A 23,052-nucleotide genomic window follows, 5' to 3' on the forward strand; every position below is an offset into this window, starting at 1 on the left:
AATTTTTAAAGGTCTTTCTTCATTCATCGATACATTATTTGATGCAAATACAGTATTAGGAAATATTAAAGAAAATATTGACAACACAATCGTAAATGAAAGTACACGTACTTTACGCATTTATATGCCTTTCTTTGAATTTATTTTAATTAAGTTATTCACATACCGCCATTGCTATGTATATAAATATCTATTCATTCATTATAAGACATATACATCAACACAATGACATAAGAAAACATGTAACAATAATACATTATCGTTATTCTTCTTATCTTACTCGCGAAAACAAGAAGAATAGTTCTCATTGTATTCCAAAATTGGGATCAAAATGAGGGTTCTCATGTTCGTATGTCGTGTCCCGGACCTTATACCGGATCCAATGCCCCATTTTCCTCCATCGTGCTTGCGCGGAAGCGAGAGGAGGCGCCTGGTCCCCCGCTTTCCCCTTGCGGGGAACCAGGCGCCTGCCTCCACTCTACGACCTGCGGCCGCCCCCGTGTGCGGCCGCCCGCTTCCATGTGACGATTGCGGCTCCGCCTCGGGGGAGGTGGACGTCGTCGCCGGCGGTTGCGGCGGCCTGCGGGGCCGCCGCGCCGGGCCGCTCTTCGGCCGCGGAGTCCACGATCCTCACCCGGAGGCCGTTGACCTCGGCGTCGGCGCGCAGCGGCAGGGTGAGATCCCCCGCGCTGTGGTTCGTGGCCACGAGGATCCCGCCCGCCTCGCCGGTGAGGATCCCCCGGGTCAGGAGCGAGGAATCCAGGTCGACGGCGGGGCGGACGCCCGCCGTGTCGCGGACCAGGCGGTAGATCGCCCACACGGGGTCGTCGTCGCCCAGACCGTCGGGGACTTCGGCGGCCAACAGCTCGATCGGATAGGCGCACACGATCACGGCGCCCTTCCCCCGGCGTGCCAGAGTCAGGGCGGGCGCACCCCGGGAGGTGACGGCGAGCACCTGCGCGTCCGTGGCGCGCAACTGGACGCCTCTCAGGTGCAGGTCCGCGGCGGCTCCCGCCCGAGCTGCCGCTTCCGCTCCCGCGACGGTCAGGGTCTGCCCCGGGTCCATCCCCCCGACCGCGCCCGTGAGCATGAGGCGCACATCCCCCTCGACCGGTGCCCGGTCCACGATCTCGACCCCCGCGAAGGAGGCGAGTTCGGGGATGGCGGTCTCCGCCGAGCACGAGAGGTAGATCACTCCGCCTCGCTCGGCGTAGTCGAGGGCGCCCTGCCAGAAGGACGTCCGCATGTGCAGCAGGGAGGACGTCGTGGAGGTCAGCGGCGCGGGCAGGAGGGCGACGGGCGTCGCCGGCCAGGCGTCGTCCAGGCCTTCGCGCGGGAACTGGGCGGGAAGCCCGGCCCGCGAGGCCAGGACGTAGGAGTTCAGCCAGCCCCGGACGAGCGGTTTGACGTCGCGTTCGGGCTCCCAGGCCGCCTCCGAGGGGACGTAGGGGCCCGCCGGTGCGTCGTCCAGGCCGTAGGAGGCCCGATCGTAGGGTCGCGAGTACTCGTAGGGAACGGGGATGGACGCGGGGCACCACGGCCCGTCGCCGGCCAACCCGTCCAGGTCCAGGTCCTGCATGGCGTGGGCGAGCCCGGTGAGGACGGCGGCTCGCGGGCGAGGCCGGCTGTCGGCGTCCACGAGCCCGAACTGGGTTTCGTGGGGCATCCGCACGTAGGGCGCCCGGCGGTAGGCGCCGGGTTCGGCGTCGATCCAGCACCAGGCGTAGAAGCCGACGGCTCCGGCCCCGAAGCTCGACCAGCACATGAGCCGGTCGTAGTCGGCGACCGCCTCGGGGGCGAATTGGGCGCTGGACGCCCCGAACTCGTGGACCATGACGGGCCGGCCCGTCCCCCTGGCCAGAGCCGTCTCGAAGGCCGCCGAGTGCGTCATCCTGCGCGAGAGGAGGCGGTCCGGGTACAGCTCGGGAGAGTAGATCGGGTAGGGGTGGACGCAGGCGAAGTCGAGCCTGTCGGCCACGACGTCGGCCCTGAAGGGACCGCCGTCCACCTCCTGCGAGGCCGTCCCGATGGTGACGAGGTGGCCCGGGTCGTTCTCGCGCAGTGCCGTCGTGACGGCGTCGGTCCATCGCCGAGCGTCGGCGTCGGTCGTGGTCGCGCAGTGGATCCAGAAGGGAGGCTCGTCGGTGAGGTCCCACGCGATGAGCTCCTCCCTGCCGCGCCATCGCCGGGCGAGGGCGGCCGCGTGGCGGGCCTGGGCTTCGATGAGGCCTGGGTCGGCGTGCGGGTTGACCCCGCTCGCCCACGGCAGATCCCAGTAGGCGTCGCCCACCTCGCCTCCGACGAAGAGCGTGGGGTGCAGGGAGACGCCGTGGGAGCGCGCCGCGTCGAATATCCGGTCGACGACGGCCAGATGGTCCTCGTCCATTCCGCCGCGTTCGGGTTCGACGGCCGCCCACAGCAGGTCGATGCGCGCCGAGGTCAGGCCGCTGGCGGCCATGCGGGCAAAGGCCGCGTCGAATTCGGCTTCGTCCACCCGCCACGGCCAGTCCGGGCCGGAGCGCGGAACGTAGTGCACTCCGACGGGCACGTACACGGCGCCCTTCCGGCGCATGAAGTGCCGCCCCATCGTGTAGGGCCCCTCGGCCGGGTTTGATTCGCCGGCGTCCGGGGCGGCGATCCGGCCGGATTCGGCGGGCGCGTGATATCCGCCGAGCTCCGGCCGGCCGCCTTTCTGCCGGGAGTTCATTCGCATGTCGTCACCTTGGCGCCGACATGGAAGACTCCCGGAGTCTCGCTGCGCCGGGAGGCCTCCGCCCACGCGGCCAGAAGCAGCGGCAGGGCCGCGCATCCGGCGTCGATGAGGGGCGCCGTCCCCGGCAGGGAGTAGTCGAGGGGAAGGCCGGGCGTCTCGGCGGCCTCGACGCCGATGGCCTTGACCGAAGCTCCCCGCGCGATGAGATCCTGGCGCAGGCGCGCGTCGAGGGAAGCTTGAACCGGCTCCAGGCACATGAGCACGGCGTTCAGACCCGGGCCCGCGAGTTCGAGCGGACCGTGCCGGAACTCGGCCGAGTCCATGCTCTGGGCGGGCACGTGCGCGGACTCCTTGAGGACCAGGCCGTTGAGCTCTGCGGGGGCGACGCTCACTCCGCGGCCCAGGACCATGAGGGCGTCGGCCGGCTCGATCCAATCGGCGAGGGCCTGCCCGAGGCCTTCGGCGTCCTTCAGCCACTCCCTCAGGGCGCCGGCCGCCTGCTCGGCGTGGCCGCGAGACTGTTCCACGACGGTGTCGATCGGCTTGTCGGTGCCGATCACCTCGGCCAGGACGTGCATGAGCAGCATGGTCGCCACGTAGGTCTTGCTGGAGGGGCCCTGCTCGTCCCCGGCGGCGATGTCGAGGGAGACGTCGGCGGCCTCCGCCAGGGGGCTGTCCGGGGCGTTGGTCACGGCCATCAGGGGGATGCCGCCCTTCTGCCGGAGTTTCGCCGTCATCTTCACGGCTTCGATGCTCAGACCCGACTGGCTGACGGCGACGACGGCGGCGCCGGGGCCCAGGGCGTCCATGCGGTAGTGGAGGAGCTCGGCGGTGTGGATGTTCGGGCAGTCCATTCCGCGGCGTCCGAGGATGCTGGCCAGGCCGGTGACGGCGTCGGCGGAGCTTCCCATCCCCGTGAGCGTCACTCGGCGGCCTTCCAGGGTGGAGCGGATCCCGGCCAGGGCGTCTGCCTGCGCTGCCAGGGCCTCGGCCGAATGGAGAAGGGTGTCGGGCGATTCGCATATCTCCCTCAGGAAGATGTCGCGTTCTGCGGAGTCGCCGGGATTGTCGCGTGAGACCATGAATTTATCCTTTCGTCGATCCGGCCGTGAGGCCTTCGATGAATTTGCGTTGGGCCACGAGGAAGACGAGCACCATGGGCAGGGCCGTGACGACGGCTCCGGCCATCGTCCCCGGCCAGTCGACCGTGTTCTTCCGGGCCAGCAGGGCCAGGCCCACCGGCAGCGTGCGGGTGGACTCCGAGCTGGAGACGAGCATGGGCCACAGGAAGTCGTTCCAGGCGCCGAGGAAGGTGAAGATCGTCAGCGTGGCGATCCCCGGCGCCGCCAGCGGCAGGACCACCTTCCGCAGGATCTGGAACTCGCTCGCCCCGTCCAGCCGGGCGGCTTCGAGCATGCTGTCGGGAATGGACGCGAAGAACTGGCGCATGAGGAAGATGCCGAAGACCTGTACCGCCCCGGGCGCGATGATCCCCGACAGCGTGTCCAACCCCAGGAAGGGGATGTGTTGGTGGAGCCATACCATGATCCGGTACTGCGGGATCAGGTTGACCTGCATGGGGATCATCATCGTCACCATGAGCGCCCCGAAGATCAGCGACCTGCCGGGGAAGCGCAGCTTGGCGAAGGCATAGGCCGCGCAGGAGTCCAAGACGACGTTGAGGATGACGATGCTCAGGGAGACGATGACGGAGTTGACGAAGTACCTGGCGAAGGGGGCTTCGGAGAAGATCCGGTTGTATGCCTGCAGCGTCGCCGGGTCGGGCAGCGCTTTGTCGGGGTCGAAGACGTCCTCGGGCCGCTTGAACGACGAGTTGAGCGTCCACAGCCACGGGATGGCCATGGCCAGGCTGAAGACCACCAGCGCCGTGTAGGTGAGCACCTGGTGCCGTCTCCTGCGGGCTCGTAGGGTGCTCCGCCTCCTCGCCGCACGCGGCCTCGCGGGCTTCGACCCGCCGATGGAGGCGGCCGGCTCGCCCCGCCCCTTCGCAGACGGCGAGCGGTGAGCGTCGACCGTGGCGGTCATGCGCCTCTCCTTTCAATCTTCATCTGGATCGCTGAGGCGACGGCCAGGAAGGCGGCCAGCAGGTAGGCGGCCGCCGATGCCTTCCCCAAGTCGAAGGAATGGAAGCGTTCGACGATGTAGTACACCAGGGTCGTCGTCGACGACGTCGGCCCGCCCTGGGTCATGACGTAGATCTGGTCGAAGACCTGGAAAGCCCCGATGGTCCCCATGACGTAGACGAAGAGGAGCGTGGGGCGCAGGGCCGGAAGCGTGACCGCCATGAAGGTGCGCAGCGGTCCGGCGCCGTCGACGGCCGCCGCCTCGTAGTGCTCGCGGGGGATGCTCTGGAGCGCGGCGAGGAAGATCACCGTCTCGAAGCCGAAGCCCTGCCAGATGCTCGCCATGGAGACCGACATGAGGGACGTCGAGGGGTCGGCGAGCCAGTCGTGGCCGGGGATCCCGAAGAACTCCAGGAACTTGTTGAGCAGGCCCGCGTCGTTGAGGATCATCTTCCACATCGACGCCACGACTACGAGCGACATGGTCACGGGCAGGAAGAAGGCCGACCGGAAGAACGCCTGGAAGGCACGGGCCCTGTTGAGCAGGAGGGCCGAGACGAGTCCGAGGAACGGCCCGATCGTCATGGTGACGATCGCGAAGACGGCGGTGTTGCTGGCCGCCGCCGTGAATGTCGGGTCGCTCATCAGGTCGGCGTAGTTCTTCAATCCGACGTACTGGGGCGGGCGGTTGCCGTTGTACTTCGTGAAGCTCCACCACAGGGAGAGGACCATCGGGATGAAGAAGAAGATGGTCGTCAGGATGAGGGCGGGCGCCACCAGGGCCAGCCCCGCACGATCCTGAGCCCGCCGCGAAACCGCGGGCCGGCGCCTCGGCTTCGCCCGGCGGTCGCCGCGCGCAGGCCTGCCGGGTCCGAGCTCTTCGCCGCCGGGTTCGGGGACCGCGCCATCGGGACTTGGGCTTTCCGGCCCCTGCCCGTCCCGGTACGGGTCGGCCGGCCCGCGGCGCGTCGTCTCCGGGCTGGCCGCGGTCTCCGGGCGGGGGGTGTTCTGTTTGGAGACCGCGGCCAGTTCCGCCTCATTATCAGAGGATTTCATCTCACGAGAGCCTTATTTCTTGAGCGCCTTGTCGGACGTCTTGGCGGCGTCCTTCAAGGCCTGTTCGGGCGTCTTCTTGCCGCGCAGCGCCGCCGTGACGGCGTCCGTCATCGCCTTGTCGATCTCCGGCCAGCCGGAGACGTAGGGGAAGGGGGTGGCCGTCTTCAGAGCCTCCTCGAATATCGAGAAGGGCGCCTGATTCTGGTAGAAGAAGGAGTCGGGGGCGGTCAGAGTCTTCGACTTGAGCGCGGCCGTCGTGGCGGGAGCCGCTCCGGCCTTCGTGTACACGAGCTCCTGCTGCTCGGGCTTGAGCAGGAACTGCATGAGGTCCCACGCCCCGTTCGTGTTCTTGGCGCCCGTGGGAATGGCGAGCGCGGTTCCGCCGAGGTAGCTGCCCTGTTTCTTGGCGAAGGGAGCCGGGGCCACGGCCCACTTGCCGGCCTGGTTCGGCACACCCGTCTTGAGGACTCCCATCAGGTAGGGGCCGTTGAGGAACATTCCGATGCGCTCGTCGGCTATGCCCGGGAGCCCGGTGGAATCACCCTGGGAGGGGTCCCACATGACTCCGCCGTTCTTCATGAGGTCCTGCATGTACTTTAGAGCCTCGACGCCGGCCGTGGAGGAGAACGCGGCCTTCTTACCCGACTTGTCGACGATCGAGCCGCCGTTCTGGAAGAGGAACTGCGAATACTGGAAGGTGTCGGGCCGGACCTGGAATCCGTACTTGTCGACCTTGCCGTCGCCGTTGGTGTCCTGGGCCATCGCCTTGGAGACCTTGAGCAGATCCTCCCACGTCTTGGGGACTTCCAGACCCTTCGCCTTGAGGATGTCGGCGCGGTAGTAGAGCGAGTAGACGTCGAAGTCGTAGCTGAGGACCACCTTGTGGCCCTCGTAGGTCATGGCCTTCAGGGCGCCTTTGGAGTACTGGCTGTCGATCGACTTGCCGTTGAGCTTGTTCTTCGAGATCTCGGAGATGTCGGAGAGCACGCCCTGAGACGCGTAGGTCGGAACCCACGCCATGTCGATGGTGGCCAGGTCCGGCCCCGAACCCGAGGATGCCGCGACGTTCAGCTTGTCCTGGAAGGTGTCGTAGTCGTACTCCTGGTAGTCCACCTTGATGTCCGGGTGGGCCTTCTTATACCGCTCCAGGGCCGGCTTGATCGGGGTGCTGGAACCGTAGTAGTCCCAGACGACGATCTTCTTCGACGCGCCGGAGTCCTTGCCGTCCGACGAGCAGGACGCCAGGCCGACTGAGCCCACGCAGCTGGCCGCGGCGAGGCCCAAGGTCGCGAATTTTCTGTATGTGCTGTGTTTCCTCATGGTCACTCCGATGTGCGAGGGGTTGTTTCGTGGGAGAAAAGGATTGTGTGGTGAGGATGTCCCGCCTACTCGGTTCTGGGACGGGAAACGTCGATGTGGTACTTGGCTCGGCTGCCTTTGACCACTGTTCTACAGTATTCGATCGGCCGGCCGTCGGCGCTGGACGAGACGAGCTTGAGCAGGAGGACCGGCTCACCGCGATCCTGCTTGAGGAGCCTGGCTTCGCGGTCGCTGGGTAGAGCGGGCTCAAGCGTCTCGTGACCGCCGACCAGATCGACCCCGTACCGCTCCGACAGGTGGGCGTAGAGCGACGTCGTGTTGAGATCGATGGACAGCAGTCCTGGGAAGAAGTGCTCGGGGATGAAGACGTGCTCCAGAAGGAGCGGCTCGTCCCCGACGATGCGAAGGCGCTCGATCGAGTAGACCGGGAGCCCGAGTTCGATGCCGAGACGTTCGGCGGTCGAAGGCGTCGATTCGACGATCTCGGTCGAGAGCGTCTCCGTCCGCGGCGTCAGCCCCTTCAGGGCCATCTCGGCGGTGAAGCTCGTCAGGTCGGCCAGCTCGCGCTCGATCGCCCGTTCGCGGACGAACGTGCCCCTGCCGCGGGTCCTGACGATACTCCCCTCGCGTACGAGTTCGTCCAGTGCGCGACGCACCGTCACGAGGCTGCACCCGAAGGACTCACCGAGCTCGCGCTCCGTGGGGAGCCTGTCACCCGGCCCCCAACGGCCCGAGTCGATTTCACGACGAAGGGCGTTGTAAGCCTGGTGGTACAGGGGAACCGGGCCGCGGACGAGCTGGATGCCCGGCCCGTCGCCCGAAGCTCCGTGCGCGGAACGCTCCGCGGACTCGCCGCTCGCGACGGCTCCGCCGGAGGAATCGACGGATTCATCCCCGCCGATCAGCGAATCCCGTGCTGCCGAGACGCCGGCCCGTGAGGGTCCGCCGGCCTCGCCATCGCGTTCGCCGCCCATTCCGCACACCTCCTTGTGTTCCCTCGGATTCATTATAATGTTATACTTAATTATGAACTCTTTCACCTCGGCTGTCAACACTCCAGCGAACACTGACAACGGCGCCGCAAACGCGGTCGTCGCCCCCGCCTCCTGCGACGACGAAACCGATAGACGGATCCCCGATTCGAACGCCGGAGCCGTCTTCGCCCTCGACATCGGAGGAACCTGGATCCGCGCCGCCCGCCTCTCCCCCCGGGGCGCGCTCGAAGCCCGGAGCCGGCGCCCCATGCCCAAAGGGCAGGAGGGACGCGGCATCATCGACGCCTGCCTGCAGGCGCTGGGCGAGGTCGGCGCCGTCGGCGGGTGGGACTCCAGCTCCCCCGACGGGGTCCGCCTCGACGGCGCCCGTCTCGGCGTGAGCGTCACGGGCCCCGTCGACCCGGCGACGGGCCGGCTCTTCACCCCTCCGAACACCGATTCCAACCTGGCGGGCCTGGACCTGGGGGCGGACCTGGCGCGCTCGACCGGCCTGGACGTGCGAGTCGATCGCGACACTAACGTCGCGGCGCTGGGAGAGCACGCCTTCGGCGCCGCGCGCGGGGTGGCCAACTTCGTCTACATGACGGTCTCGACCGGCGTCGGCGGCGCCGTCATGCTGGACGGGCGCCTGCTCCGCGGCGTCGACGGCGTCGCCGGGGAGATCGGGCACATCAGCGTCGACCGGGTCGGTCCCTCCTGCGGCTGCGGGCGGCGCGGATGCCTGGAGGCCATAGCCTCGGGCCCCGCGATCGCCCGGCGGGCGGGCGACCTGGCGGAAGAAGGCGGTCCGCTGCATGAGATCCTGGCGTCGGGGCGGGCCCTGACCGGCAAGGACGTCGACGAGTGCGCCGCAGCGGGCGACATCGCCGCCCGGCTGGTGCTCGAGTCGGCCGCACGGGCGGTGGCCTCGGCCTGCGTCGACATGGCCAATGCGTTCAATCCCGAGCTCATCGTGATCGGCGGCGGCGTAGCCATCGCACATCCGCAGTGGATATCCCGCGCCTGCGAATGCGTCGCCCGGGAGGCGCTCGTGCCCGCCAACCGCGCGGGGATCGTCGTCCCAGCGCAGCTCGGCGACGACGTGAGCCTCGTGGGCGCCGCATTCCTGTAACCGCGTAACCCACGTGCCCGGAGGCCTCCTGCAGCCGCAACCAACCCGCGCGACCCGAGATTTCGCTTGGAAAGAGCCCGATCCAGGCGCCCGAAGCCTGTTCACGGCACCCCTTCCTGGATGTCGTCTACGGGCCGCCCGATCCAGCCGCTCGAAGCCTGCGCTAACCCGAGGCCTCTCGACATGGGGTGCCGCCCCAAATGGACTCGGTCCCGCGCACCCCGACTCAGCTTCGTCAGTTCCGACTCCAAAGGCGCTGTGCGAAGAGGCATTGTGCGAGCCCTGCGTGCGTGCATGTCGGCCCAGCGTTCCAATGACGCCGGGCCGACAGCGCAAGGGGCCGTTAGGGCCAGACGCGCTTCCGGCAGAGGCGGCGGGCCCCGGGCCGGGAGCGCGGATTCGCTTCTGCTGTGTCGGCTATATGAGGTCGAGGAGCTCCCCGATCCCCTCGTGCACGTAGTCGGGGCGGAAGGCGAACTTCCCGATGTCGTCGCGAGTGGTCGATCCGGATAGGACGAGGTGGGTCTGCAGACCCGCCTCCATGCCGGCGAGCATGTCGGTGTCCATGCGGTCGCCGATCAAAGCGGTCTCTTCGGAATGCGCGTCGATCTTGTTGAGCCCGTTGCGCAGCATGATCGGGTTCGGCTTCCCGACGTAGTAGGGGACTTTGCCCGTGGCGGCGGTGATCATCGCCGCCACCGCGCCGGTGGCCGGGATCGGCCCTTCGGCGGAGGGGCCGGTCACGTCGGGGTTCGTGGCGATGAAGCGCGCGCCTTCGTCGATCAAGCGGATGGCCTGGGTGAGAGCGTCGATGCTGTAGGTCCTGGTCTCGCCCAGCACGACGAAGTCGGGTTTGATGTTGGTCATCACGAAACCCACTTCGTATAGCGCAGTGGTCAGTCCCGCTTCGCCGACAACGTAGGCGCGTCGGGAATCCGATTGCGTAGCGAGGAAGCTGGCCGTGGCCAGAGCCGAGGTCCAGATGTTGTATTCGGGCACGGAGACCCCGGAGGCCTCCAAGCGCGCGGCGAGATCACGCTGGGTGAAGATCGAATTGTTCGTCAGAACGAGGAAGGAGAGTTCGCGTTCGCGAAGCGTGTCGATGAATTCCGGGGCACCCGGCAGAGCCTTCTCCTCGTGGATGAGGACACCGTCCATGTCGGTCAGCCAATTCTTGATCGTGCGCATGGCCGTAGTCTACGGGGTGCCTCCCCTTCGAGTGGATAGCTGAACCCACCGTAGGCGACTTCTCACAGCGGGTCAGGACACGCGAGGGCACGGCCGCGCCGTGGCCGACTTCGGGAATCCCCCGGCACGATATGCGGACCAGCGTCTTCCGTCCGTCGGTTCGGGCATGGCAAACTGAGCCGGTGAGCCTTCCACCGGACGCGTCCTCCTCCGCGGCACGCCTTCGCTCCCCGGCCTCTGATTCCGCGGAAGATCCCCCTGCGCACGGCGCTGTGTACGGCGCCCCCTCAAATGCGCACGGCATCCCCTCCGCCCCCTCTTCGCACGGTTTCGGCGGTTTCTCCTTTCCGCACGCTTTCGGCGTGGCGGACGCCGATTCGGTCATCGCGTCCTGCGGGGATCTCGACGCCGTCTTTCCGATGGCGTCGGTGACGAAGGCGGTGGCGGCGCTGTCGGCGCTGATCGCGGTGGAGCGCCGTCTCATTTCGCTAGAGGATCCGGCTGGGCCGCCCGGTTCGACGGTTCGTCATCTGCTCGCACACGCCTCGGGCTTGCCGTTCGAAGGCGGTGCGGCCATCTCCCCGCCGGGGCGGCGCCGAGTGTACTCGAATCTCGGATTCGAAGTTCTGGGCGAGCGCGTCGAGGCGGCGACGGGCGTGGGCATTCGGGAGTGGATGGAGGAAGCCGTGCTGATCCCCCTGGGGATGTCGGCGACCGCGATTCCGGGTTCTCCGGCGCATTCGGGTGAAGGGTCGGTTCGCGATCTCCTCGCCTTGGGGAGGGAGCTCCTCGCTCCGACTCTGATTTCGGCCGACCTTCACACCGAGGCCACCTCGCCGCAGTTCCCTGGGATTTCGGGGATTCTTCCCGGTTACGGACGGCAGGCGGACAATGCGTGGGGGCTCGGTGTGGAGATCCGAGACCACAAGGCTCCGCACTGGACGGGTGTTTCGTTTTCGCCGCGCGCCTTCGGGCACTTCGGCCAGGCGGGATCGTTCCTGTGGGTCGATCCGGACGCCGGGCGCACCGGGGCATTCCTCGGAGCCAAACCATTCGGAACGGAGCATGCCGAGGCCTGGCCGGCGCTGACGGACGCCATGCGAGCGATGTAGACCTGTATTATTGCCTTCCAAGCAATGCGTTGGCAACAAATTATTCGGTTGGCGTGCTATTTGGATCTGATGTCTTATAGCTAGAATTAGTGGCGTCAGGTAGCTTTCCCGTGGGCGTTGGACTTGGCGACGGTGTCGCGCTTCCGTCGCTTGGACGGCATCCTGAGATGTAGTATATCCCCGTATGGCTTTTCGGCGATACTATCGCAGTGACATACCCACCGTCCTTTTTGTTCATCCAAAAGAATCTAACATCTCCATTCTCGTGTTTGCGCTGAGTTTTTTTCGAGAAACCCGCAGGAACAAGGTATTTGTCACCGGCTTTGATCACTTCAGCCACTTCAATCGGCTTTCCAGATATATTTGGACTCCAATAATCATAACCATTATCATTCTCCCCGCACCGACGATCTTGATCGTCTCCATCAAAGATGAATTCCCCCGCGCCAGCCTGGGAAATGCGCACCAGAAACTTTTCGATCATGGGCACAGTATCGCGTTTATAAGCCTCAATAGTCTGCCGCTTCTCAAAAGCCTTAGAACCATCCCAAAAATGCTTATGTTTTTCTTCTTTCATAGATAAACACGATACAAGAACAATGCATACAGATAGTGCGCATATGCGATAACGAAATCTCATCATTTCTTTCCTTTCACCGGAACATTTGTGACAACTCGGGAAATATCTTCTAAGGAACTCGTTCCCTCTTCAAGATACTCCGAATGCCGGTCGAACATTTTCCAAGGAATAAAAAATGAACGATCTCTCTCTGAATTATTCGCAAGATGTTTGACACCCGGCATAAACATTGGATTATTACCGAATTTACTATTAAGAGTTCCTTTACCCTTAACTGCATCATCAGTCTTAATTCCTGAAACATAAGGCCTGCCGTGATCTAGATTATATTCTCTAGCATCATGAGCACCTGCACCCGGCGATCCATACATCACCAAATCGTCGAGAACGCCCTTGCGGATCATTTTGGCGACCTTACCCGCCGTCATCGACCCGTAAGAATGCCCCAGCAAAGACGTATGCGCACGCCCAATTCTATTCTTCATCGGTGTCAGAGTGAGTTGTCTCGTATCCGGACCATGTTTTCTTAGGTGTGAGACTCGGCGAAGGCGTCGTAGTCCCATCAGTCGGACGACATCCAGAAACATAGAAAATTCCAATGAAGTCCTGCGGAGAAACCGTAAGTGATACATAACCTCCATCTTTTACGTTAAGCCAATAGAGTACAATGTCTCCATTATCGTATTTCCGTTCAGTTCTTTTAGAAAAACCTGCAGGCTTCAAAATATCATTACCATATTTTATGACCTTATTTACGTCAATTGAACGACCTTTTATATTAGCGCTCAAATAATTTTTCCCTTCTTTATTTTCTCCGCACGTTTCATCGTAGTCGCTTTCTTCATAGACCAATTCTCCTGCGCCAGCGAGCGATAGTTTAGTTAGAAACTTTTCAATACGTGGAAGTGTATTTCGTTTATATTCTTCAATAGTTTGCCGCTTTCTCAATTCTTTAGTTCCATCTCCAATTTGTCTATGTTTTTCGTTTCTAGATATCGAAGAACATGAAATAATAATCAAACATAAAGTAATTGAGCATATTTTTCGACAAAACTTCATTATCGTTCTCCCTTCACTGGAACTTTAGTAACAACTCGAGAAATATCTTCTAAGGAACTCGTTCCCTCTTCAAGATACTCCGAATGTCGATCGAACATTTTCCAAGGAATAAAAAATGAACGATCACGCTCCGAGTTATTCGCGAGATGTTTGACACCCGGCATAAACATTGGATTATTACCGAATTTACTGTTAAGAGTTCCTTTACCCTTAACTGCATCATCAGACTTAATTCCTGAAACATAAGGCCTACCGTGATCTAGATTATATTCTCTAGTATCACGAGCGCCTGCGCCTGGTGATCCATACATTACCAGATCGTCGAGAACGCCCTTGCGGATCATTTTGGCGACCTTGCCCGCCGTCGTCGACCCATAGGAATGCCCCAAGAGGGAAGTGTGCGCGCGTTCAATACCGTTTGTATGGCGAGAGGCGTGCATTCCCTCCAGGGCTGACCCGATCTCATGCGATGCCTTCGTCGCATACTTCGACGATACCACCTGCCCACCCTGCGGCGTATCATACATCCACGCAATTGTTGCTACCTGCTCAGAAGATATTTTTGCATTGCGTATAGAATGCTGTCGTACTCTTTCGGCATTTTTTACATGATCACCAATATCTTCAGATGGAACATTATTCATGCCAGGCAGGATGGTGCTGACATGTTTGGCATGGTCGACGTCACCAGTCGATATGGCGACCTTGACGCGGTCGTCCTTCTTCGAATCGTCCATGTAAACAAGACCACGCTTAGGTGTATGGGGTTTACTTTCTCTCAATTTGTCATTTTCTTCTAAAGTACTACGAATGGCTTTAAGGTCAGCGAGTCTTTTTTCTTCCCATTCTAGTTCGCTGTTAACAGCTACTTTCGATTTAGGAACGCGATCGTGACGATAGTATTCACTCGGGTTCATTTTGAATGTTGCACGTAATGCTTGAACTTTCGCTTCAGCTTGCGAAATTTTCTGCGGCAACAGGATGCGGTTGGCCTGGTCGCGGGAGGCCATGTCCACACCGTTGAGATTGCCGATCATCTCCGGATGATGGGCGATCAGATCCTGCTTCTCCGCCGCAGACAACGCCTTCCACCACACGGCCACCTCCGTGGCCGACCACTCCGCCTGCGGGAAATTATACAGACCCGGACTGGCCGACTTATGCGTCTCAGGAGACGCATACATGCCCGTGGCCACAGCCCACATCCGCATTTTGTAGCGTTGGTCCACCGCCCCGGCATACGTCAGGACCTCGGAGACCTTGCCGGCCAGCTTCTTCTCATCATCACCACTGGCATCCTTGCCCGGCTGCGATTCCACGCCCCCGTCACTGCGGATGCGCAGCTCGTGCATCTCAGCATACTGCTTGCACTCCAGAATCCTGGTCTGAACAGACCACACCCCGTCACACGCCTGCGAGGTGGCCATCATCAACTCCGACAACTTGTTCACACACACGTCCACCTGCTCGATTTTCTTCCTCAGCGAAGCCTTGGCGGCCTCCACCCCCGCACCCGAGGAAGCCACCTTGCTCATCGCCACCTCAGCGTCAGACGCCCCCTGAAGCCACTTCGCCCGCTCAGCGCGCAGCCGCTCAGCCTGGCTCTCCAGATAGGACGACTTCCAATCCTTGACATCCGACCACGACAACCCCATCACCGATCACCCCCGCCATGAACGAGACGCCCACCGCGCCGATCCACCCCAGGCACGCCCACACGCGACGGCCCGGGAGCCTGAGCCTCTTGGGAAAAGCGCCTCCACGCCGCCGTCGTGTCATCCTCTGCCTGCGAATACTCGGCCGCAGCGGCCAGCATGTTCTCCTTGAACTTCTTGAACCCCGCAGACGCCTTCTTGCATTCCTCGTTGACAGCCGCCCCGTAGCCGGCCGCATACGCCTTCGAATCCGATCCAGGCATGCCCACCGTCGCTTCACGCAAGGATGTTTCGCTGTCCACCGAATTCAACCGTTCCTCCGGAATATCCCCCACCGTCTTAGCGAAGGACTCCAAATCCCCTTCCACAATGTGAATTTCGCCCATAGTTCACCCCTTACAGTGAGAAATCCTTTATATGAGCTAATGCATGCAAACATAGCAAGTTGTGAGCGTGCATACAAGGCATTAATCGGATTCGCTGGGCATTCGCAGTTTTCCCCCTTTTCTCCGTGGAAAACGGGGATCGGGGAAACAGCCGTTCTCGCTGCGATGTGGGCGGCCATAACCGGCCGCCCACATCCTTTCAGCACTCGACTGACGGCAATCGCCCGATAGGAGGGCCGCCCGGCGATCAGCCGTTCTCGACGGTCAAGGTCAAGCCTTGTTTCCCATCAGGAGCGGCGTCGGCCGTAACGGTGTCGCCGTCGTGCACCTCGCCGGATAGGAGCATGCGGGCCAGCTGGTCGCCGATCTCGCGCTGGATGAGCCGCCGCAGCGGGCGCGCGCCGTAGGCGGGGTCGTAGCCCTCCACCGCCAAGATGTCGCGGGCGCCCGACGTCACGTCGAGCGCGATGCGGCGGGAGGCGAGCCGCGCGGCGACCTGCGCGACCTGAAGGTCGACGATCTGCCCGATCTCGTCCAGTGAGAGCGGATCGAAGACGATGATGTCGTCGAGCCTGTTGAGGAACTCCGGCTTGAACGCCCCGCGGACGGCCTGCATGACGGTCTCCCGCTTCTCGGCTTCGCCGGCCACGGGGTCCATGAGCGCCTGCGAGCCGAGGTTCGACGTGAGGATGAGGATCGTGTTCTTGAAATCCACCGTGCGCCCCTGGCCGTCGGTCAGGCGGCCGTCGTCGAGCACCTGGAGCAGGATGTCGAAGACGTCCGGGTTGGCCTTCTCGACCTCGTCGAGCAGGATCACCGAGTACGGGCGGCGGCGCACGGCCTCGGTGAGCTGGCCGCCTTCCTCGTATCCCACGTATCCGGGAGGGGCACCCACCAGGCGCGAGACAGAGTGCTTCTCACTGTACTCGGACATGTCGATGCGCACGATCGCGCGGTCGTCGTCGAACATGAACTCCGCCAACGACTTCGCCAGCTCCGTCTTGCCCACGCCCGTGGGCCCGAGGAACAGGAAGGAGCCGAGCGGGCGGTTGGGATCGGAGATGCCCGCCCGCGAGCGGCGCACCGCATCGGCTACGGCGGCCACGGCGGCTGTCTGGCCGATGAGCCGCTTGCCGATGACCTTCTCCATCTTCAAGAGTTTCTCCGTCTCGCCCTGGAGCAGGCGCCCGACGGGCACTCCCGTCCACGAGGAGACGACTTCGGCGATCTCGTCGGCGTCCACGCGCTCGGCGATCATCGGCTCCGTGTCGGCGTCCGCCTCAGCGGCCTCAGCCGCCTCGGCCTGCGCGATCTCCGCCTCGATCGTCGGGATCTCGCCGTTCTGGAGACGCCCAGCCTCCTCGTAGCGGCCCTCGCGGACGGCCCGCTCGAGGTCGGTGCGCAGCTCGTCGAGCCTGACCCTCAGCTCGCCGACGCGGTTGCGCCCTGCCTTCTCGGACTCCCACCGCGCGTTGAGAGCGGCGAGCTCCTCGGACTTGTCAGCGAGCTCGGCACGGAGTTTGTCGAGGCGTTCGGCGGCCGCGGCGTCACCGTCTCCGTCGGTTTCGACGAGGTAGGCCTCCTCCATCTTCAGGCGGTCCACCTGGCGCTGAAGGGCGTCGATCTCCTCCGGCGAGGAATCCAGCTCCATGCGCAGGCGGGAGGCGGCTTCGTCGACGAGGTCGATGGCCTTGTCCGGCAGCTGGCGGCCGGGAATGTACCGGTTCGAAAGCGTCGCGGCGGCCACGAGCGCGCCGTCGGAGATCGTCACCTTGTGGTGCGCCTCGTACTTGGGCGCGATGCCGCGCAGGATCGCCACGGTGTCCTCCACCGAGGGCTCGCCCACGTACACCTGCTGGAAGCGCCGCTCCAAAGCCGGATCCTTCTCGATGCCCTCGCGGTACTCGTCGAGGGTGGTGGCGCCGATGAGCCGCAGCTCGCCGCGCGCGAGCATCGGCTTGAGCATGTTGCCGGCGTCCATCGCGCCCTCGGAGCCGCCGCCCGCGCCCACGATCGTGTGGAGCTCGTCGATGAAGGTGACGATCTCCCCGTCGGATTCCTTGATCTCCTGGAGCACGGCCTTGAAGCGCTCTTCGAATTCGCCACGGTACTTCGCGCCCGCCACCATTGAGGCGACGTCGAGCTGGATGAGCCGTTTTCCGCGCAGAGACTCCGGCACGTCGCCGTCCACGATGCGCTGGGCCAAACCCTCGACCACGGCCGTCTTGCCGACGCCGGGCTCGCCGATGAGGACTGGGTTGTTCTTCGTACGCCGCGAAAGCACCTGGACGACGCGGCGGATCTCCGAGTCCCGGCCGATGACGGGGTCCATCTTGCCCTCGCGGGCCATCGCCGTCAGGTCCGCCCCGTACTTTTCGAGCGCCTGGAAGGTGCCTTCGGGGTCGGGGCTCGTCACCTTGGCGCTGCCGCGCACGTTCGGCAGGATTGCCGCGAGCTGGTCGCGGTCCGTTCCGGCGGCGCGGAGGATCTCGCCCGCCTGGCTCTGCGAGGCGGCGACAGCCATGAGCAGATGCTCGGTGGAGATGTAGGCGTCGCCGAGGGCAGTGGCCTCCTTGCCCGCGTCGCTGATGACGCGCGAGAGCGTGCGCGATGCGCTCGGCTGCTGCACCGAGGATCCTTCGGCGCCCGGAAGCGCCGCGATGGCGGCGTTCGTCCGCGCAATGACGTCCGCCCGATTGACGCCGACCGCGTCAAGCAGAGCGACGGCGACTCCGCCCTGCTGGCCGAGCAAAGCGCTCAGCAGGTGCAGAGGCTCGACCTGAGGATTCCCCTTCTCGGCGGCCAGGCTGATCGCTTCAGCCAGGGCCTCCTGGGATTTCGTCGTCAGTTTGTCCATAGATTCTCTCCTTCTCACGGGATTTCCATGGAAGGGAACGCCCTGAATGTTGAGCCTATTCCGCTCAAGTTTGGAAGTCCCGCTCCGAATCCACTGGGAGCCGCAGGCGAGCGCACGCCGAGGGCCGCGGGGAGCCTCGCCATGCGGAGTCCCGCCAGTCACCGGGGCCGCGCACGCCATGGGCCACGTCGAGGCGCTACGCTCTCATGTCGACGCAGCGGACCGGGGCACGTTAGGGACTACAGAGAGCCCGTAGGGCAAAGCGGCGGTGGCGAGCGCAATGGCGCACGCTCCGGGAACCACAAGAAGCTGGAGGCGAGAACTCGGAGGGCAGAGCGGGGGTGCGCGCCTTCAACCCTCGAGTTGTCGGTTTCCGATCAACCGTCGAAGTCCTCCGAGGCCCTCGACAATATGGAAAGCTTCCCGTTGATGATGGACGTCAGCTCCGCCGCAGAGTATGCCTGCACCGGGCAGGCGTAAGTTGACTGAAGGAGCACGGGGGTCTTGATCTTGCCGAACACGCGCGACCAATACCAACCCTTGTATGCCACCCCGTCTTTGCCCGTATAGGAGATCTCTGAGGCCGCGCCTTCGATCTTCTTTCCGCTGAAACCGGACACCCTGGTTTCGGAGGCCGGCTGGGCCTGCACATTCGTGAGTTGGGACCGCAAGGTCGTCGCTATGCGCTCATTCTGGTACTCGGACTCTTCCCTGTCCCCCTCGAGGGGCCCGGCGATGGGGCGTTGACTGGTGGTCAAATAGCATCCAGCCGAGTTGATCGCCCGGTTTTTGCCGTCTCGATCGATGATGTCCATTCTCCACCCATCCAGGTTCACCGGGAAATTCCAAGTCGGCGTATCGGAGGCAATGCTCGCAGAGGTCGAGGGCTTGAAGGACGACGTGGAACGTGAGGGCGTGGGGTTCTTCAGGTCGTCCAATGAGCCCTTGGACGAGCATGCGGCGATGGGCGAGAGGAATGCAAGAGCCAGAAGGCCCGCTGCCATTCTGGGGCATTGCGAAAAGCGATAGAATCCGATAGGCCGTTTCACGGCGATCATCTCCTCATTGCAGTTGCACAGTGCTTTCAGCGTAGCATGTCGCTTTTTCATCTGCCGACAGTATCAAAGTGCGAATCTTTCGCATATTATCTTCGCCAAACTACAACGCTCCGGTAATCGGCGGTCATGAAGCGCCGTTCGAAGCCGAGGAGCGGCCTTCTACCGAAGGCTCATTCCCCCCTTCGGGGCCAGAACTAGGCCGACAGCCTGTTGTATATCTCAAAGTTAAAACATTATTGTTTTTATTCATGACAATACCAACATATCCTCCGTTTTTTCTATCATGAATGTTAGCCCTATAAGCATCACTGTCTGAAAGATCAATTACTGTTTTAAATCCATATAACCGTAATTCATTTTCTAATATGGTCAAGATATATTTATAATTAGCACTTTTAATGCCAGAAGTCCAGCCCTGCATACTCGTATCTTCACTCCCTTCTTCATTTCGATCTTTACAGTGAGAAAAATTCCGATCCGATGGGTCCACAAGTGTCCATTCTTGCTTACCAAAGTTCGTATCAATTCGATCGCGCACTCGAACTAAAGCAATCTGAAGTTGAGAAGAAACCGTCGCAATATTCACACGTCGATTCAAGGGCAACTCACCATCCCAAAAATGATGACCGTTACTATCACCGAAAACTGAAGGTTCTTGCATTTTCTTCTCCTGTCTTAAACATGCACTGGTTGATAAGAAAAATATAAATATACATACAAGAAACTTTTTCATACATTCACCTCATCATCCTGCGGTTCCTAAAACAACTTTCGCGATTTTTATCTGTGCCTCTCCTCCGTCGACGAGATAACCAGAATGTCCTGTTTCTTTGGTTGTAGGGCCGTAGGGATTAAGCTTTTTGAATCCTGAATCCATTGTCGGATCCTTTCCATGCCATCCTAAGCTATCATCTGTTTTCCAGAACTTTTTTGCTGCATTAGCCTTTCTGATAACGTCATCATTGAATTCGAGCACATAATTATGGCCTTTAGGTACATTCATTCGCCATGCACCGTCTTTTATGCCAGGTGATCCAAACACAGCAAAATGGTCGACCACTCCCCGTCGCAAGCTGGCCATTCCATAACTGGCGGTCGTCGAACCATAGGAATGGGCCAAAACCGACATGTGGACGTTCGACTTCCCGCCGATGCTGGCATCTCAAGAGCCCCGGATGCCTTCTTCGAACCGTGCGAGAGACTCCCCGCCAGATTTGGCCTTGTTCAAATCCAAAACCGAGTAATCGTGGTTATTTTTAGGGTCAGGTGGGGCGTCATACCCGATCCAGGCTACGACGGCCACTTTCTTACTCTGCCCTTCCGCCATCGCAGCATTCTTCAGATTGGTCACGGCGTTGACATTGCCCTCCATGCTGTCTTTGACGGAGGTCCCCATGCCGGGAACGTAAGTGGCAACATGATCCGCGGTGTCGACATTCCCGGCGGAAATCGCGGCACGCGCCTTCTCATGTCCCTTCTCCCCCGTCGCCGGTTCATAGACGAGAAGCTGAGTATCGCCATTGTTCTTTGTGAGCGAGCGTTCGATCGCACTCAGCTCCTGGTAGGCCTGATTCGTCTTCAACTGGTCGGGAGTATACTTTCGCGTAAGGGCTTCCTTGTCTCTAGAGATCCTCCATCGGTTAGCTTTGTCCCTCGACGTCCCATCAAATCCGTTCAAATTGCCTATCAGATCCGGATTGTCACGAATCAAAGCCTCTTTCTCTCTATCCGTGTGCGCATTCCGCCAAGCGGCAACTTGTACCGGATCCTTTTTATTGGATGGTATGTCGCTGAGACCAGGTGTTGGATAATCCAAACCTTCCTTAACGATCATTGTTCCATTGGCGATGACATTTAAATCTCTAGTGTAAATTTCATCAGTTAATTTTGCCATTTGAATAACGTATTTGAGTTTTTCTTGACATTGTTTGAGAGCTTTTTCCCGATCTTTTCTCTTGTTGTCATGGCCAGTATCCCATAATGACATTATGTCACTGATACTTCTTTTAATGGGGTGAGGATCGGTAACTTCTCCTGAAGTGGAGATATTAAAACCATAATGATCTGCTAAAGATTGAACTTCGAAAACGAGCGTCTTGACAGTACTCGTATCACTTTGAGCTTTACCCGTAATACGGATCATCTCACCGAGATTGGCCAGCAGAAAAGCGGAGCTGTTGGCCAGGTCCTTCCGTCTATTCTGGGCGGCCGTCGCACCAGCGCCAGTCCATCCACTGGAAACGTCGATGTCACGGACATACTCACCGGAATCAGAGGCCTTATGGCGGATCGCAACCAATACGTCGATCAAGTGATCGAATTTATCGCCATCCCACTTCTGCAGATCCGACCACGTGGTCATTTCTCGCCTCCCGAAAGCTGACTGTCGACCCGTGAGAATTCCACGCTGACGGAATGATCAGTTTTGTTGTACGTATTCTTCGAATCGCTTATCGACTGGCTGAAAGCCTCCAAAGCCCCGGACAGTCTTCTGGCAGCCTGATCGATATAGCTTCCTGCCCCCAGAGCAGCCTTTCCCGAACTCCCACCCGGCATGGCCTCGGAGACGTCGTTCACACTGGTTGAAAGCTTTACCGATTCGGCGCTTTGATGGGCTTTTTCCGCATTAGACGCAGCGGCATCGAGATCCTCCAGATTAACGAATAATTCGGACAAGGTGAGCTCCCTAAGGTTCTATTCGACGGGCGAAAGCCCCTTTCCTCTTAAAAAGCATCTTACATCTCTTTCCGCGTAGATGGAAGGACTTTTCCAAAAGGAAACTTTCCAGACAAACGTAAACGCGGTAATGATCTTTCCAAGGTTTTTCGTAATGACGAGTGAACAGAGGCACAAGCTCCGCCGCCGCTCTTTTCCCGCCGAGGCCGGCCCCGTATCCTAAACCAGGGATTAGAAGCCAGTCCCCGAGCGAACCATGGGAGTCGAAGCGCACGAAGGGAGCCGCGTGCCCGAAGGTCAAGCAATCCACCGCCTGGCGAGGATCGCGAGCGGATTCCTGGCAGGGCGGGTAGTCGCCGCGTCTTCGCCGCAGGGGCGTTTCGCCGAGGGGGCGGCGCGCCTAGACGGCCTCACCGCCTTCCACGCTCAAGCGTGGGGGAAGCACTTCTTCATGCCATTCGCTGAGAGCAGGACCCCCACCGCCGAACCCTTACTCGGCGACGACGGCCCCGCCTGGCTCCACGTCCACCTCGGCCTGTACGGACGCTGGTCGTTCTCAGGCCCCCGCGCCACGGACGTCGCCGGTGCGGGGCTGCGCGGCGGCGGCAACGCAGCGGCCGTGCCCGAACCGGGCGCTACGGTCCGCCTGCGGCTGGAGGCGGAAGACTTGGCAGCGGACCTGACGGGCCCCGCGCGCTGCGAAGCGCTCGACGGCCAGGGAGTTCGCGCAGTCCTGGCCAGGCTCGGGCCCGATCCCGTCCGCAACGAACCCGGGGACCGCGAGCGCTTCGTCACCACGATCCGGTCGCGGCGGGCCGCCGTCGGCCAGCTGATCCTCGACCAGTCGATCGCAGCGGGACCGGGCAACATCTACCGGGCGGACTGCCTGTTCCGCACCGGCATCTCGCCCCTGACGCCCGGAAGCGAGGTCTCCCCGGAGCGCTTGGGCGCGCTGTGGGACGACCTCGCGGCCACCATGGCCGACGACGTCGACAGCGGGGTGATCCGGACGGTTCCGCCCGATCTGCGCCCCGAGCCCGTGCCGGAAGGCGACGAAGAGGCCGGGCGTTTCGCCGTGTACCACAGGACGGGCCGGCCCTGCCTGCGCTGTGGCACGACCATCGTGGAGAAGGACCTGGTGGGCCGCCGGCTCTTCTGGTGCCCCGGATGCCAGCGGTGAAACAGCGCCGGCTTCCCAATCG

At 61.8% G+C, this 23,052-nt stretch carries 19 protein-coding genes and 1 pseudogene; 3 read left to right on the forward strand and 17 right to left on the reverse strand.

Annotated elements, in window-relative coordinates:
* Window positions 1-478: 478 nt before the first annotated feature.
* The 6 genes from HMPREF0043_RS05575 to HMPREF0043_RS11480 all read right to left on the reverse strand — a co-directional run bounded on the left by HMPREF0043_RS05575 (window position 479) and on the right by HMPREF0043_RS11480 (window position 8,180).
* Window positions 479-2,713 carry a cellulase family glycosylhydrolase gene (locus HMPREF0043_RS05575; RefSeq protein ID WP_198010287.1) on the reverse strand — a complete coding sequence of 745 codons (2,235 nt, stop codon included), beginning with the start codon at window positions 2,711-2,713 and terminating at the stop codon, window positions 479-481.
* Entirely contained in the window at window positions 2,704-3,795 is a 1,092-nt protein-coding gene (locus HMPREF0043_RS05580) for an SIS domain-containing protein (RefSeq protein WP_021601958.1), read from the reverse strand. The genes HMPREF0043_RS05575 and HMPREF0043_RS05580 overlap by 10 nt, the downstream gene beginning before the upstream one ends.
* 4 nt (window positions 3,796-3,799) lie before the next feature.
* Window positions 3,800-4,759, reverse strand: coding sequence for a carbohydrate ABC transporter permease (locus HMPREF0043_RS05585; RefSeq protein WP_021601959.1), 960 nt, complete (start codon window positions 4,757-4,759; stop codon window positions 3,800-3,802).
* Window positions 4,756-5,853 (reverse strand): carbohydrate ABC transporter permease, encoded by a 1,098-nt coding sequence (locus HMPREF0043_RS05590; protein WP_021601960.1) that lies wholly within the window; start codon window positions 5,851-5,853, stop codon window positions 4,756-4,758. The genes HMPREF0043_RS05585 and HMPREF0043_RS05590 overlap by 4 nt, the downstream gene beginning before the upstream one ends.
* A 12-nt stretch (window positions 5,854-5,865) precedes the next feature.
* A complete protein-coding gene (locus HMPREF0043_RS05595) occupies window positions 5,866-7,173 on the reverse strand; it encodes an ABC transporter substrate-binding protein (RefSeq protein WP_021601961.1) in 1,308 nt (435 codons plus the stop codon).
* 65 nt (window positions 7,174-7,238) lie between these two features.
* Window positions 7,239-8,180, reverse strand: a complete 942-nt coding sequence (locus HMPREF0043_RS11480; RefSeq protein ID WP_198010288.1) for a GntR family transcriptional regulator — start codon at window positions 8,178-8,180, stop codon at window positions 7,239-7,241.
* 19 nt (window positions 8,181-8,199) lie between these two features.
* Here HMPREF0043_RS11480 and HMPREF0043_RS10205 point away from each other — a divergent pair, with 19 nt between their 5' ends.
* The gene (locus HMPREF0043_RS10205; RefSeq protein ID WP_051317460.1) at window positions 8,200-9,279 is read left to right on the forward strand and encodes an ROK family protein; all 1,080 of its coding nucleotides are present in this window, start codon (window positions 8,200-8,202) and stop codon (window positions 9,277-9,279) included.
* A 417-nt stretch (window positions 9,280-9,696) separates the two neighbouring features.
* Here HMPREF0043_RS10205 and HMPREF0043_RS05610 read toward each other — a convergent pair whose 3' ends face one another.
* Window positions 9,697-10,467 carry an HAD-IIA family hydrolase gene (locus HMPREF0043_RS05610; protein WP_021601964.1) on the reverse strand — a complete coding sequence of 257 codons (771 nt, stop codon included), beginning with the start codon at window positions 10,465-10,467 and terminating at the stop codon, window positions 9,697-9,699.
* A gap of 362 nt (window positions 10,468-10,829) precedes the next feature.
* Between HMPREF0043_RS05610 and HMPREF0043_RS05615 the strand changes: the two genes are divergently transcribed.
* Window positions 10,830-11,579, forward strand: a complete 750-nt coding sequence (locus HMPREF0043_RS05615) for a serine hydrolase domain-containing protein (protein WP_021601965.1) — start codon at window positions 10,830-10,832, stop codon at window positions 11,577-11,579.
* 40 nt (window positions 11,580-11,619) lie between these two features.
* Here the strand turns inward: HMPREF0043_RS05615 and HMPREF0043_RS10665 are convergent, their stop codons facing one another.
* From HMPREF0043_RS10665 to HMPREF0043_RS11080, 10 genes and pseudogenes are all read right to left on the reverse strand, one after another.
* Window positions 11,620-12,156 carry a DUF4853 domain-containing protein gene (locus tag HMPREF0043_RS10665; RefSeq protein WP_198010289.1) on the reverse strand — a complete coding sequence of 179 codons (537 nt, stop codon included), beginning with the start codon at window positions 12,154-12,156 and terminating at the stop codon, window positions 11,620-11,622.
* Between the two features lie 62 nt (window positions 12,157-12,218).
* Complete coding sequence (locus HMPREF0043_RS10670; protein ID WP_198010290.1) at window positions 12,219-12,644, reverse strand: alpha/beta hydrolase; 426 nt, start codon at window positions 12,642-12,644, stop codon at window positions 12,219-12,221.
* Window positions 12,634-13,218 (reverse strand): DUF4853 domain-containing protein, encoded by a 585-nt coding sequence (locus tag HMPREF0043_RS10675; RefSeq protein WP_021601968.1) that lies wholly within the window; start codon window positions 13,216-13,218, stop codon window positions 12,634-12,636. Before HMPREF0043_RS10675 ends, HMPREF0043_RS10670 begins: the two co-directional genes overlap by 11 nt.
* Window positions 13,218-14,873, reverse strand: a complete 1,656-nt coding sequence (locus HMPREF0043_RS10680) for an alpha/beta hydrolase (RefSeq protein WP_156897529.1) — start codon at window positions 14,871-14,873, stop codon at window positions 13,218-13,220. Before HMPREF0043_RS10680 ends, HMPREF0043_RS10675 begins: the two co-directional genes overlap by 1 nt.
* Window positions 14,873-15,259 carry a hypothetical protein gene (locus HMPREF0043_RS05625; protein ID WP_021601970.1) on the reverse strand — a complete coding sequence of 129 codons (387 nt, stop codon included), beginning with the start codon at window positions 15,257-15,259 and terminating at the stop codon, window positions 14,873-14,875. Before HMPREF0043_RS05625 ends, HMPREF0043_RS10680 begins: the two co-directional genes overlap by 1 nt.
* A gap of 247 nt (window positions 15,260-15,506) precedes the next feature.
* The gene (gene clpB / locus HMPREF0043_RS05630; RefSeq protein ID WP_021601971.1) at window positions 15,507-18,116 is read right to left on the reverse strand and encodes an ATP-dependent chaperone ClpB; all 2,610 of its coding nucleotides are present in this window, start codon (window positions 18,114-18,116) and stop codon (window positions 15,507-15,509) included.
* A gap of 377 nt (window positions 18,117-18,493) precedes the next feature.
* Window positions 18,494-19,120: a hypothetical protein gene (locus HMPREF0043_RS05635; protein WP_156897530.1), complete on the reverse strand. Its 627-nt coding sequence runs from the start codon at window positions 19,118-19,120 to the stop codon at window positions 18,494-18,496.
* Window positions 19,121-19,298: 178 nt separating this feature from the next.
* Window positions 19,299-19,907 carry a hypothetical protein gene (locus HMPREF0043_RS11075; RefSeq protein WP_156897531.1) on the reverse strand — a complete coding sequence of 203 codons (609 nt, stop codon included), beginning with the start codon at window positions 19,905-19,907 and terminating at the stop codon, window positions 19,299-19,301.
* 12 nt (window positions 19,908-19,919) lie between these two features.
* Window positions 19,920-21,536 (reverse strand): annotated as a pseudogene (locus tag HMPREF0043_RS10690) (alpha/beta hydrolase).
* Window positions 21,533-21,850, reverse strand: a complete 318-nt coding sequence (locus HMPREF0043_RS11080; protein WP_021601978.1) for a hypothetical protein — start codon at window positions 21,848-21,850, stop codon at window positions 21,533-21,535. The pseudogene HMPREF0043_RS10690 and the gene HMPREF0043_RS11080 overlap by 4 nt, the downstream one beginning before the upstream one ends.
* Window positions 21,851-22,301: 451 nt before the next feature.
* Between HMPREF0043_RS11080 and HMPREF0043_RS05645 the strand changes: the two genes are divergently transcribed.
* A complete protein-coding gene (locus tag HMPREF0043_RS05645; protein WP_332248431.1) occupies window positions 22,302-23,030 on the forward strand; it encodes an Fpg/Nei family DNA glycosylase in 729 nt (242 codons plus the stop codon).
* Window positions 23,031-23,052: the final 22 nt, after the last annotated feature.

Source organism: Actinobaculum sp. oral taxon 183 str. F0552 (assembly GCF_000466165.1).
GTDB lineage: Bacteria > Actinomycetota > Actinomycetes > Actinomycetales > Actinomycetaceae > Peptidiphaga.

Excerpts from the sequence above, each read along its gene's own strand:
- HMPREF0043_RS10665 (WP_198010289.1), bottom strand. The coding sequence starts at position 12,156 with ATGAAAGAAGAAAAACATAAGCATTTTTGGGATGGTTCTAAGGCTTTT.
- HMPREF0043_RS05575 (WP_198010287.1), bottom strand. The coding sequence starts at position 2,713 with ATGCGAATGAACTCCCGGCAGAAAGGCGGCCGGCCGGAGCTCGGCGGA.
- HMPREF0043_RS05585 (WP_021601959.1), bottom strand. The coding sequence starts at position 4,759 with ATGACCGCCACGGTCGACGCTCACCGCTCGCCGTCTGCGAAGGGGCGG.
- HMPREF0043_RS05610 (WP_021601964.1), bottom strand. The coding sequence starts at position 10,467 with ATGCGCACGATCAAGAATTGGCTGACCGACATGGACGGTGTCCTCATC.
- HMPREF0043_RS05590 (WP_021601960.1), bottom strand. The coding sequence starts at position 5,853 with ATGAAATCCTCTGATAATGAGGCGGAACTGGCCGCGGTCTCCAAACAG.
- HMPREF0043_RS05635 (WP_156897530.1), bottom strand. The coding sequence starts at position 19,120 with ATGGCAGCGGGCCTTCTGGCTCTTGCATTCCTCTCGCCCATCGCCGCA.
- HMPREF0043_RS05595 (WP_021601961.1), bottom strand. The coding sequence starts at position 7,173 with ATGAGGAAACACAGCACATACAGAAAATTCGCGACCTTGGGCCTCGCC.
- HMPREF0043_RS10205 (WP_051317460.1), top strand. The coding sequence starts at position 8,200 with ATGAACTCTTTCACCTCGGCTGTCAACACTCCAGCGAACACTGACAAC.
- HMPREF0043_RS05645 (WP_332248431.1), top strand. The coding sequence starts at position 22,302 with ATGCCATTCGCTGAGAGCAGGACCCCCACCGCCGAACCCTTACTCGGC.
- HMPREF0043_RS05625 (WP_021601970.1), bottom strand. The coding sequence starts at position 15,259 with ATGGGCGAAATTCACATTGTGGAAGGGGATTTGGAGTCCTTCGCTAAG.
- HMPREF0043_RS10675 (WP_021601968.1), bottom strand. The coding sequence starts at position 13,218 with ATGAAGTTTTGTCGAAAAATATGCTCAATTACTTTATGTTTGATTATT.
- HMPREF0043_RS11075 (WP_156897531.1), bottom strand. The coding sequence starts at position 19,907 with ATGAAAAAGTTTCTTGTATGTATATTTATATTTTTCTTATCAACCAGT.
- HMPREF0043_RS10670 (WP_198010290.1), bottom strand. The coding sequence starts at position 12,644 with ATGAAGAATAGAATTGGGCGTGCGCATACGTCTTTGCTGGGGCATTCT.
- clpB (WP_021601971.1), bottom strand. The coding sequence starts at position 18,116 with ATGGACAAACTGACGACGAAATCCCAGGAGGCCCTGGCTGAAGCGATC.
- HMPREF0043_RS10680 (WP_156897529.1), bottom strand. The coding sequence starts at position 14,873 with ATGGGGTTGTCGTGGTCGGATGTCAAGGATTGGAAGTCGTCCTATCTG.
- HMPREF0043_RS11480 (WP_198010288.1), bottom strand. The coding sequence starts at position 8,180 with ATGAATCCGAGGGAACACAAGGAGGTGTGCGGAATGGGCGGCGAACGC.
- HMPREF0043_RS05580 (WP_021601958.1), bottom strand. The coding sequence starts at position 3,795 with ATGGTCTCACGCGACAATCCCGGCGACTCCGCAGAACGCGACATCTTC.